Source organism: Sorangium sp. So ce145 (genome assembly GCF_051525985.1).
Taxonomy (GTDB): domain Bacteria; phylum Myxococcota_A; class Polyangia; order Polyangiales; family Polyangiaceae; genus Sorangium; species Sorangium cellulosum_B.
In genome coordinates, this window is the sequence record NZ_CP150315.1 from 5,518,838 (window position 1) to 5,530,000 (window position 11,163).

Here is an 11,163-nt window from a genome sequence, read left to right on the forward strand (position 1 = left end):
TAAGGGGGGCCTTCGACATGAATATCCTGCTCGTCGATGACCAGAACGTCGTCCGGGAAGCGCTGGCGTACGCGCTGACGTCGCAGCCGGGGGTGAGCGAGGTCGTTCAGGCTGGAAGCGGGCAGGAGGCGCTCCGAGCGCAGGAGATCCACCGCTGTCAGGTGGCGGTGATAGAGCTCGGCCTCGCGGACCGCAGCGGCGTCGACCTCATCCGGGAGCTCAAGGGCATCGCGGAGCTCCGCGTCATCGTGCTCTCGATGCACCGCGACGAGTTCCGGGTGGCCGAGGCGATGCGGGCCGGCGCCGATGGATATCTGTCGAAGCAGAGCCGGCTCGCCGATCTCCTGGAGGCGCTGCGCACCGTCGTCCGGGGGCGCACGGCCGTATCGCCGGACGTGAGCGCCGCGATGGTGCGCGCGCTCCAGCGGCGCGACGCCGCCGCCAGGGGCGACATGGTGGCCGCGCTGAGCGACCGGGAGCGGCAGGTGCTCCGGCTGCTCGCGATGGGCCTCTCGGCCAAGGAGGTCGCCGCCCAGCTCTCGATCAGCGTGAAGACGGTCGAGACGCACCGGGCGCGCCTCTGCGCGAAGGTGGCGACGCACAGCGTGGCGGACCTGACCCGCCTCGCGGTGCGGGCGGGCCTCGTCGAGGCCTAGGCGGCGTCGCGCGCGAGCTCCAGGCGAGCGCTGGAAGCTCGCGCGCCGCGCTCGCCGCACGCCGCGCGCGGTGAGCGCGGCGTGCGGCGCGGCGCTGGCTCACGCCGCCGCGGTGGAAGCCCGCGGAGCGGCCCGGAGCGCCGGCAGCGTCTTTCCGATGAGCGCCGAGCCGATGGCGAACCCGGAGAGCGTGAGTCGCATGTGGAGCACGTCCAGCATGCCTTGGCGGTGGAGCAGGGTCAGCGTGCCGCGGATATCCCGGCGGCGGACGCGCAGCTTCTCGACCAGCGAGTCGAGCGTCTCGGAGCGTCCTTCGCGTTGCGCCATGGCCAGAGCCTGCAGGAGAGTTGCGGCTAAAATTTTCTTGTCCATGAGAGCACCCTACGAAGGGTTCCCTTGAGGTGCCCAGTTTTCGGCGACGATTTTTTTGAGAAATGTCGCTCGCAGAGTGGACGATGGGCTCTCCGTACTCTGCTCATCCTGCGCCTGATACCCACCTCCCCGTATCGAGGGTTCGTCAGCGGTGGTGTCCAGGTCGCCGCGAGCGGGGCGCGTCGCGTCACGCCGAAATGACGCCCTCGATGGGCGCGAACACACCCGGTTGGGCGACCCTTCGGCCAATCCATTCCCTCGGATGGCTCGGCGCGTCAGCGGGGCCCCGCTCCAACTAAGGGGCCGTGTAGGTCGCGCTCAGCTGATATGTGCTGTCCGCGAAGCCGTTCACCGAGAGGAAGGCCTGCGTCTGCCCGGCCGGGACCGTGAGATTGCAGGTCTCCGCGGCGCCGTCCAGATACGGACGGCAGTCGTACGAGGTCCGGGTCGGCGCGGCGCCGAACCTCACGTAGAGATCAGGGTCGCCGGTGCCGGTCATCACGAGCCGGAGGCTCGTGCCAGGAACCACCGAGAGGGGCCCGTGCGACGCCGATGCGCCCGCCGCGAGGCTGCCGCTGAAGGTGGCCGACGTGGCCGTGCCGCCGCCGCTGCTCGTGCCGCTCGGTCGGGTATAGGTCACCGCCACGTTGCAGGTGGCCGCGGTGTACCCTCTGACCTTGACGTACGCCCTGGTTTGCCCTGTCGGCACGGTCAACGTGCACGTCTCGGATGCCCCGGAGAGGTACGGGCGGCAGCTGTACGAGGCCGTCGTCGGCGCCGATCCGAACTTCACGTAGAGGTCGGGATCGCCGGTGCCGGTCATCACCACAGTGAGGCCCGTCCCCGGCGTGACAGCGAAACCGGCGCTCGATCCGATGTCCACGAACGCACCTGCGTTGACGCTGCTGCTGAAGTTCTCTGTCACGGTCGTGCTGCCGCCGCTGCCGCCGCTACCGCCAGCGCCGCCGCTGCCGCCGCTACCGCCAGCGCCGCCGCTGCCGCCGCTGCCGCCACCAGCGCCGCCGCTGCCGCCGGCGCCGCCGGCGCCGCCAGGCGGGCCGTAGAGCGCCTGGGCGCCCTGGATGTCTCTTGCGGTCAGCACGAAGTTCCAGTCGCCGGTGCCGTTGCACTGGGGATAGTGCATGACGGAATCCGAGTCATACGTGGTCAGCGCGCGCCACGCGTTGTCCTCGAAGCAGACGCCCGCCTCGGGGCGCGTGTGCTCGTGCCGAAAGCCGAGCGTGTGGCCGAGCTCGTGCCGCAGGGCTGCCTCGAGCGCGACGCCGGATACCTCGAGCTCCTTGAAGTCGATCAGCACGTTCCGCACCGATCGCGCATCGTTCGGGAAGAACGCCCGCGCGATGTACTGGCCGCCGGAGTTCGTCGGCCTCACGTCGAAGACGACGTTGCTGTTGCCAGCAGTGCAGCTCGCGTCCTGAGCGCTCTGGTAGATGTAATCGACGTCCGAGGCGCTCTCCCAGGAAGCCGTGGCGGCGGCCATGGCCGCCACGACGGCGGCATGGCGCGCGCCGAAGGTCGTGCTCACGCAGTAGGTGATGCTCTTCTTCTGGGCCGCCGACCAGACGACATCGCTGCCGCCGCTGCGTTGCACGATGAGGGCGCCATCTCGTACGTAGGTCTCCCAGAACTCCCGGAGATGCTTGATGTCGGCGACGGGCGTGTCCCCATCGACGATGTAGACACCAGAGCCAGGCTCGCGGAACGCGGCCCTCTCGAACGCCTCGAAGCTTTCCTGGCTACCGCCGACGTCCTCGACCGGCTCGTCCTCGAGATCCGAAACGCAGGCCGTAAGCGCGAATACACCCGCGGTCATTACGCCAAGTTTGAAGCTGGCCGAGCCGCGGACACGCGATCTACGCGATCTCACAGAGCGCATGGAGAGCTCCTTCCGCTCGAAAAAATGATTCTTTGTTCCAGCGAAGAGTCGTTCGGCCAGCCGGGAGGATATATAACCTGATCTGAGCGGGGCAGGATCACCAAATCGTCATGAATCAATAAAAATGACGACGATACTCAAGCGCTGCAGCCATTCAGCGCATCCGACGACCTTTCGTCGCTGCGAAAATTTTCCAGTATGACAGCAACCGGCACCCTCGTCGGTGCCGGCTGGCGATTGCGCTCGATGGTGTCCGATCAGCAGGCCCCGCCGCGCATGGCCGTCGGCGAGCGCCTCGACGCTCCCGGACAGGCCCGGGAGCGCATCCGAGGGCGGTTTTACAGCTTGCCCCTGACGTAGGCTCGCTGGATCGTCAGCTTGGGAGGACCGGCGGAGATCTCGAACGCTTCCGGACGGCCGTCCGGAGCGAGGCTGCCCACGAGGCGCATCGTCTTCAGAGAGACCGTGACGGCGCCCGAGGCGTCGCGGAGGTACTGGACGTCGACGGGCTTCGTCGGATCGACGCTGGGCATGTACTCCTGCTGCTTCAGGTCGAAGGAGCCTTTCTTCTTGAGGAGCCGGGCGAGCGCCGAGGCGGTGGCGACCGGCGAGGCGAGCCACGCCTTGGCCGCCGGCGTGAACGTCCCCTGGACCTTCTTGCCCTCGACCTCTCCCGAATACTCGTACTCGAAGTTCTTCTTCTGGGACAGCTCGATACGGTGGTTCGCCTTGCCTCCCGACGTCTCGATCCAGACGCCTTCCTTGATCTGCCCCTGAGGATCGATGAGCACGTTCGACGCCTCATCCTCGATGTGAAGAGATCTGGGGTCACGCGGAATGAAGGTGGCCGAGCGGGAGAACCATCGCCGCTGGCCGCCCTCGTCCTTGAGCAGATCGCTCGTCTCGAAGCCGATAGGGACCTTGTCGAGGCGCAGGATGACGGTGTCCGTGTACTCGGACTTCGGCGCGGCGCTCTTCGACTCGAACGAGTCGAAGAGCCCCTTGGCGAGCCGCTCGAACGTGCGGACATACCCGACCTCGTCATGCAGGCAAGCGATGGGGCGCGCCCTGTCCGCGTGCAGCGCGATCTTGAGCAGACCGGCCGCCTTCCCGCCGGCGGTCGGGACGAGGTAGAGGGCCTGCACGAACACCGCGGGGCTCTCCCGGTGCACGCTCACCTCCCAGGGAACGATGCGGGCGACCTCCACCTTCGCCGGGTCGAGCAGCTCGATGAAGTTCCTTATCACCTCGCCCGAGTCGAGCATCGTGTTGTAGACGAAGCACTCGACATGGGTGTCCGTGCCGAGGGGGATGGATATCGCGACGAGCTTCTCCTTCGGCTCGATCTTCGCCTCCCCTGCCCCGAACGCGCGCGCCGACCAGTCCGCGGCGCGGAGCTCCCGGGCGGGCAGCTCGCCTGTCTCGCGGGCGAGCGCCTCCTCGATGTCGAAAGGCTCCTTCGCCGCGGGCGCTGGCGCGGGCGCAGGGCTCTCCGCGGGCGCGGCGCCGCCGGTGCCGCCGCAGCCCGCGAGGAGCGCCAGCGAGAGCGCGACCAGGCCCGCGCCACGCGCATAGCCCGGAGCGCAGCCGCGCGCGCGGCGCGGCCATGATGTCACGTTCGGTGAGCAGAGCTGGTCCCCATCGAGACGAGCCCCCTGGATCGCAAGCGCCATGTGAATCTCCTGCAATGCCGTCACCCCGGCCGCCCGGAAGCCTCGTCGTCGGGCCGGGCGCCGAGGGTGATGATGCCGTGCAACGAGAGCGGCAGCGGCATCGTGTTGTCAAGACGCGACGCGCCAGCGCCGCAGGCCTTCGACGGCCCGCCTGATGTGATCAAAGGAGAGAGACAGAAGACGGTCCGGACGACCGGCTGCGTCCAGTGAGCCTGTCACGACGGAGCCCGCAGACTGGGGCGACCAGACACGGCGGAGCGCACAGTGAGGCAATTTGCCACAGCGCGCCCTCGAGGTGGCGCCCTGGGGACCGGATGGTCATCAATTGTCCGGCCTCGACGCATCGGCGGATTCGTCCGAGCTCCCCGGCCTGGCACCCGCGTTGCAGCATGGCCCCGGCGTCGCCGGCACCGCCGGCCTGATGTGGCCAAGCAGCAGGTAGCCACGGTCGTCGAGTGGCGTTCACGAGGCAATCCATCCGAGGAGTGATTCATGGGACAGACCAGCGAGAGCAAGCGAGGCTTCGCAGCGATGAACGCGGAGCAGCAGCGCCAGATCGCGAGTCAGGGCGGCAAGGCAGCTCATGAGAAGGGCACGGCGCACGAGTTCACGTCCGAGGAGGCGCGCGCAGCGGGCCGCAAGGGCGGAGAGGCGGTGAGTCAGAACCGCGAACACATGGCCGAGATCGGGCGCAAGGGCGCCGAGGCGCGGAGCCTGGCGACGAACGGCGAGGGCCGGAGCCGGAAGGGCCGCGGCGGAAGCCATGAGCAACATGTGAAGGCGGACGAGCACACCCAGCAGGGCTGAACCGTCCCCGCGCGCCGCTCGGCATCCCCGAGGGCGCGAGGACCACGAAGAGCCGCCGAGGAACCACGAAAGGGATCGCCCTTTCACGGTTGCTCGGCGGTCCTTCTTGGCGCTGTCGACACGCGCGACGCCGCAGCGCTCCCTCCGCCGCGCCCGCCGCGCCCGCCGCGCGGGCGACGGTGGGTGATGGCTGGAACGCAGACGCCAGGACCTGGAATCACCGGTTCGGAGAGGGCCACTCCAGCCCCCGACCGATGGCTACGCCGAGCCGTCGTCGATCCCCGCGCCGTCCTCGAACATCGCCGGGTCGTCGTCGTCGAGGTCGCTCTCGTCCGGCGCGCCGCCGTCCGCCGCCTGCGCGCCGCCCTCGGTCGCGCCGGCTGGCGACATCCTCCATCCTCCGGCCGGCGGCCCGGAGGGCCACGAGCGCAGCCCGGGCGGCGGCCTGAAGCCATCTGCCTCGTCCTCCGGCGCATCGAGGCCCGCCGCCGCCGCGCGGCGAGCCCAGTCGGGCGCGTTCGCGGGCGGCGCGTGCCGCGGCCGCCACCCGCCCCCCTCGGGCGTGATGGCCCGCTTGAGGTAGCCGTGCGCTCCGGAGGTGAAGCCCACGTCGGAAAGCGCGCGCGCGAGAGGAGAGCCGTGCGCAGGCTCGCCGTCGATCGTGGCCACGAGCACGGCGCGCCGCCGCCCCTCGTCGACGAGCGCCCCGAGCGCCGACGCGATGGCCCGGATCGCGTCGCCGCGCTCCGGCTCGGCCTCGGGCAGGAACGTGGTGAGGCTCCGCTCGGTGCGGCCCATCCAGGCGAGCAGCCGGCCGTCGTGCAGGATCACCAGAGCGCCCGCGGCCCGCTGCGGCCGGACCGGGCCGCGGACGGCGCCTTCGGCGCCGCCGCCGATAGCCGCGGGGAGCTCGGGCCAGCGGACGGCGGCGCCCCAGGGGCTCGCCGGATCCGTGGCCGCGAGGACGAGCGTCCGCGGATCGTCGGACGGCTCGCGGCAGGCCCGGAGGCGATCGTCGGCGCCGGGCACCGCGAACTGCGCGGCGCCCAGCCCGGCGACGAAATAGCCGCGCCGCGCCTGACCGGCCTCCTCCATGGCGCGGAGCACGTCGTAGACGGCGGAGAAGCCGCCGGCGAGCCCCTCGACCGCCGCCGCCTCGCGCGTGAGCACCCCGTGGCGCTCGAGCAGCGCGCGGGCGAGCGCCGCGCGTCGCTCGGTCTCGCCAGGCGCGCCGGAGGACGCGCCGCCAGCAGCGCCGGACGCGCCGGGAGACGACAGCAGCGACCAGCGCCCTTCGCTCCCCGGCGGGCCGATCCGGCGCGCCCGCAGCGCCGCGAGGCCGCGGCCGGACGCAGCGCGCTCGCGGTCGCGCCGGCGGCCGCTGGAGGCGGACGCGCGGCCCAGGGCGCGCAGCGGGGCGAGCGTGTCGTTCGTGACCTCGCCGGCCCACACGAGGTCCCAGAGCGCGGCGAGCAGATCGGCGCCGAAGGCGCCCGTCTCGCGCGACAGGTCGGAGAAGAAGAGCGCGCCGCGGCGCGAGAGCGCGGCGCGGATGCCCTCGGCGAGCGCCCCCTCGGCGCGGCCAGGCGGCGGGGCGAGGTACGGAAAGGCCTCGGCGAGGTAGAGCGCGACGCGGCCGTCGCCGTCGCCGACCGGCTCGACGCCGCGCCAGAGGACCTCGCCGGCCGCGCAGAGCGCGTCGAGATCGCCGGGCCGGTAGCCCTCGACGCGGGCGGGCAGGATCTCGGACTCCAGGGCGGAGGCCGAGAGGGGCGCGCCCTGGAGCTGCTCGAGCGCCGCGAGCAAGCCGTCGAGGCCGCGCCGGCGGCGGTGCAGGCCGTGCCAGTCGGCGAGGAAGCGGGCGTAGGCTTCCGGCGGGACCGGCTCGACCTCGGCGCGCAGCCGGGCCAGCGAGCGGCGCTTCAGCGAGCGCAGCACCTCGGCGTCGCAGAACTCCCGGCCGCGGCCGCCGGGGAGGAACTCGCCCTCGACCACGCGGCCTCGCTCGGCGAGGCGCGCGAGCGCGGCCAGCACCGGCGCAGGGCCGAGGCCGAAGCGCCGGGCCACGTCGTCGGCGCGGAAGGGCCCGTGGGTGCGCGCGTAGCGGGCGACCAGCTCGCCGAGCGGGTCCGCGGCGGGCTCGAGGAACGCGATCGGGAGGCCGAGCGGCGGCACCACGCCGAGGGCGTCGCGCAGCCGGCCCGCGTCCTCGGCGGCGGCGACGCGGCGCTCGCCGCCGATCTGGACCTCGATGGCGCGCCGATCCCGGACGAGCTCGTCGATCCACGCGGCGGCGCGCTCGTGGGCCGCTTCGGGCGGCGCGTCGTGAGCGACCGCGCGCCGGGCGATCTCCTCGCGCGTGAGATCGCCGAGCGAGAGCAGGAGATCGTGCGCCTGGTCCTCGTGCTTGAGCGGCGCTCGGCCGTCGAGGCGCTGGAGCGACGCCTCGAGGGCCAGCACGGCGTCCGCGTCGAACAGCTCGCGCAGCTCGGCCTCGCCGAGCAGCTCGCGCAGGCGGCTGTGATCGATGGTGAGCACCTGCGCCCTTCGCTCGGCGAGCGGCAGATCGCCCTCGTAGATGAAGTTGCCGGCGTAGGTGAAGAGCAGCGTGGCCGCGAACGGCGACGGCGCGCGGACGTCGACCGTGACCACGCGGACCTTTCGGGCGGCGATCTGCCGGAGGAGATCCTCGAGCGCCGTGAGGTCGAAGACGTCGCGAAGGCACTCGCGGTAGGTCTCGAGCAGGATGGGGAACGAGCCGTAGCGCGACGCGACGGCGAGCAGGTCGGCGGCGCGCTTGCGCTGGGCCCAGAGCGGCGAGCGCTTGCCGGGGAACTTGCGCGGAAGGAGCAGCGCCCGGCCCGCGCACTCGCGGAAGCGCGAGGCGAAGAGGGCGGTGTCGCCGAGGCCGCGGACGAGCAGATCCTCCACCTGGTCGGCCTGCGGCAGGAGCTGCTTCGCGTCGGGGGGCGACTCCGACTCGGGCAGCCGCAGGACGATGCCGTCGTCGGTCCACACGGTGTCGACCGCGAGACCGAGCTCGAGGCGGCACCGCTCGGCGATGCAGGTCGCGAGCGGCGCGTGGACGCGGCCGCCGAACGGCGAGAGGAGGCAGATGCGGTGGTCGCCGACCTCGTCGATGAACCGCTCGATCACGAGGGTGCGGTCGCTCGGGACGTCGCCGGTGGCTGCGGCCTGATCGCGCACGTACCGGACGAGGTTCGAGGCCGCGCGCTCGTCGAGGCCGTGCTCGTCCGCGAGCGTGCGCTCGGCCTCGCCGTCGGGCAGCGCGGCGAGGCGCCGCGCGAGGGCGCCGATGGAGGCGCCCAGCTCGGCGTTGCGCCCGGCCTGGTCGCCGCGCCAGAACGGCATCTTTCCCGGCTCGCCCGGGGCGGGGACGACGAGGACGCGGTCATGGGTGATGTCCGTGATCCGCCACGACGAGGCGCCGAGGAGGAAGACCTCGCCCTCGCGGGCCTCGAAGACCATCTCCTCGTCGAGCTCCCCGACGCGCCGGCCGGGGCGCGCGGCGTCGCCGCCGGTGTCGAGGAAGACGCCGTAGAGGCCGCGGTCGGGGATGGTGCCGGCGTTGACGACGGCGAGGCGCTTCGCGCCCTTCCTGGCGCGCACGGCGCCGCCCACCCGGTCCCAGACGATGCGGGGCCGGAGCTCGGCGAACTCGTCGGAGGGGTAGCGGCCGGAGAGCATGTCGAGCACGCCCTCGAAGCTCGCGCGGGGCAGCTCGGCGAAGGGCGCCGCCCGGCGGACGAGCGAGAAGAGCGCGTCGACGTGGAGGGTGTCCATCGAGGCGATGGCGACGATCTGCTGGGCGAGGACGTCGAGCGGGTTCCTCGGGTACAGGGTCGCCTCGACCTTGCCTTCGCGCATGCGGGACGCGGCCGCGGCGCACGCGAGCAGATCGCCGCGGTGCTTCGGGAAGACGACGCCGCGCGACGTGCCGGAGACCTCGTGCCCCGCGCGCCCGACGCGCTGGAGCCCGGCGGCGACCGAGGGGGGCGCCTCGAGCTGGATCACGAGGTCGACGGAGCCGAGGTCGAGGCCGAGCTCCAGCGACGAGGTCGCGACGATGCACGGCAGGAGGCCCGCCTTGAGCCGCTCCTCGATCTGCTGCCGCTGCTCGCGGGCGATCGATCCGTGGTGCGCGAGCGCGATCTCGGCGCCGGCGGTGTCGTTGAGCGCCGCGGCGAGGCGCTCGGCGAGGCGCCGGCTGTTCACGAAGATCATCGTGGTGCGGTGGGCGCGGACGAGCTCGACGAGGCGCGGGTGGATGCTCGGCCAGATCGAGCGCTGCGCCGGCTCGGCGGGCGCCCCCCTCGGGCCCTCGCCCGCGCGGGCGGCCTCGCCGAGCTTGGTCATGTCCTCGACGGGCACCTCGATGCGGAGCTCCAGGGCCTTCGGGGCGCTCGCGTCGACGAGGGTCACCGGCCTCGGCGCGAAGCGCCCGCCGGCGCCGTCGGTCTCGCCGCCGCCGAGCAGCCGCGCGACCTCGTCGAGCGGTCGCTGCGTGGCGGAGAGGCCGATGCGCTGCATCGGCCGCGGCGCGGATCGCAGCGCCTCGAGCCGCTCGAGGGACAGGGCCAGGTGCGCCCCGCGCTTCGTCGCGACGAGCGCGTGGATCTCGTCGATGATGACGGTCTCGACGGCGCGCAGCCGATCGCGCGCGGCCGCGGTGAGCAGGAGGTAGAGCGACTCCGGGGTGGTGATGAGGATGTCTGGCGGCTTCTTGGCGAGCCGGGCGCGGTCCTCGGGCGCGGTATCGCCCGAGCGCACGCCGAGCTGGGGGACGCGGTAGGGCAGGCCGAGGCGCTCGGCGGCGGCGGCGATGCCGGCGAGCGGCGCGCGCAGGTTGCGCTCGACGTCGATCGCGAGCGCCTTGAGGGGCGATACGTAGACGACACGGCAGCGCTCGGCGGCCTCGGGCTCGGGCGACGCCATGAGCCGGTCGATGGCCGCAAGGAAGGCGGCGAGCGTCTTGCCCGAGCCGGTCGGGGCGAGCAGCAGGGTGGAGGCGCCGTCGAGGATGGGCGGGAAGCCCTGCACCTGGGCGGGGGTGGGCGCGGCGAACGTTGCGCGGAACCACGCCTGGGTGGCGGGGTGGAAGCGGTCGAGCGGATCGGATGCGGGGGGGCGTCTCTTGGCCATCGGCGGCGCTTGCGCGGTCCCTGCCGGAGCGGGGGCTGCTGGGTAGGCAAGAGCCATCCCTCGCGGGGGGAGGCGGCGCAACCGATCGTTCCAGCCGCCGCGCCGGCGGGTGGGTCCACGCGGCGGGGGCGGGCGGGCGCTGGCCATCCGCCAAGACGGGGACCTGGAGCTTGCGCATGGAACACCGCCCGGCATGTCTCCCTTCGGGCCATGCCAGCTGGGACGTCATGTTGCGCGCCACACAAGGCGCGCCTGAGACCTCGAGCCTCCTGGCGGCCTCATGGCACCTCGGTCGGTGCTCCAGCGCGCCCGCCCGCCCCCGCCGCGTGGACCCACCCGCCGGCGCTCACCGAAGTTTGAAGGCGACCCAGGCGGCCACGGCCGATCCGATGGAGGCGAGGGGTGCTTCTTGGCGGCCCGCCGATCCGGCCCTCGAACGCGCCGGTAGGCCGGACCAAGCGCCGGATGGAAGACAAAAAAAAAGAACCTGCGCACAGAGACTCTGTGCGCAGGTTCGAAGAAACCCCGGCGGCGTCCTACTCTCCCACCAGGTTGCCCTGGCAGTACCATCGGCTCCAAGAAGCTTAACTTCCGA

The 11,163-nt window shown here is 72.3% G+C and carries 6 protein-coding genes and 1 rRNA gene (1 of these 7 running past the window's edge); 2 read left to right on the forward strand and 5 right to left on the reverse strand.

Features of this window, described 5'->3' with window-relative positions:
- Positions 1–17: 17 nt before the first annotated feature.
- Positions 18–656, forward strand: coding sequence for a response regulator (locus WMF34_RS20525; protein WP_012236595.1), 639 nt, complete (start codon positions 18–20; stop codon positions 654–656).
- Between the two features lie 99 nt (positions 657–755).
- On the opposite strand, the gene WMF34_RS20530 is transcribed toward WMF34_RS20525, so the two are convergent.
- From WMF34_RS20530 to WMF34_RS20540, 3 genes are all read right to left on the reverse strand, one after another.
- A complete protein-coding gene (locus WMF34_RS20530; RefSeq protein WP_012236596.1) occupies positions 756–1,028 on the reverse strand; it encodes a hypothetical protein in 273 nt (90 codons plus the stop codon).
- A gap of 295 nt (positions 1,029–1,323) precedes the next feature.
- Positions 1,324–2,862 (reverse strand): pre-peptidase C-terminal domain-containing protein, encoded by a 1,539-nt coding sequence (locus WMF34_RS20535; RefSeq protein ID WP_437994274.1) that lies wholly within the window; start codon positions 2,860–2,862, stop codon positions 1,324–1,326.
- Between the two features lie 401 nt (positions 2,863–3,263).
- Positions 3,264–4,598, reverse strand: a complete 1,335-nt coding sequence (locus WMF34_RS20540) for a hypothetical protein (RefSeq protein ID WP_437994275.1) — start codon at positions 4,596–4,598, stop codon at positions 3,264–3,266.
- A 492-nt stretch (positions 4,599–5,090) separates the two neighbouring features.
- On the opposite strand from WMF34_RS20540, the gene WMF34_RS20545 reads away from it, so the two are divergent.
- A complete protein-coding gene (locus WMF34_RS20545) occupies positions 5,091–5,405 on the forward strand; it encodes a KGG domain-containing protein (protein ID WP_012236599.1) in 315 nt (104 codons plus the stop codon).
- 258 nt (positions 5,406–5,663) lie between these two features.
- Here WMF34_RS20545 and WMF34_RS20550 read toward each other — a convergent pair whose 3' ends face one another.
- Both WMF34_RS20550 and rrf read right to left on the reverse strand, forming a co-directional pair.
- The gene (locus WMF34_RS20550) at positions 5,664–10,568 is read right to left on the reverse strand and encodes an Lhr family helicase (protein ID WP_437994276.1); all 4,905 of its coding nucleotides are present in this window, start codon (positions 10,566–10,568) and stop codon (positions 5,664–5,666) included.
- Between the two features lie 523 nt (positions 10,569–11,091).
- A 5S ribosomal RNA gene (gene rrf / locus WMF34_RS20555) occupies positions 11,092–11,163 on the reverse strand (it continues 45 nt past the right edge of the window).

Coding starts and splice junctions, on each gene's coding strand:
- WMF34_RS20535 (WP_437994274.1), bottom strand. CDS start 2,862: ATGACCGCGGGTGTATTCGCGCTTACGGCCTGCGTTTCGGATCTCGAG.
- WMF34_RS20545 (WP_012236599.1), top strand. CDS start 5,091: ATGGGACAGACCAGCGAGAGCAAGCGAGGCTTCGCAGCGATGAACGCG.
- WMF34_RS20550 (WP_437994276.1), bottom strand. CDS start 10,568: ATGGCCAAGAGACGCCCCCCCGCATCCGATCCGCTCGACCGCTTCCAC.
- WMF34_RS20530 (WP_012236596.1), bottom strand. CDS start 1,028: ATGGACAAGAAAATTTTAGCCGCAACTCTCCTGCAGGCTCTGGCCATG.
- WMF34_RS20525 (WP_012236595.1), top strand. CDS start 18: ATGAATATCCTGCTCGTCGATGACCAGAACGTCGTCCGGGAAGCGCTG.
- WMF34_RS20540 (WP_437994275.1), bottom strand. CDS start 4,598: ATGGCGCTTGCGATCCAGGGGGCTCGTCTCGATGGGGACCAGCTCTGC.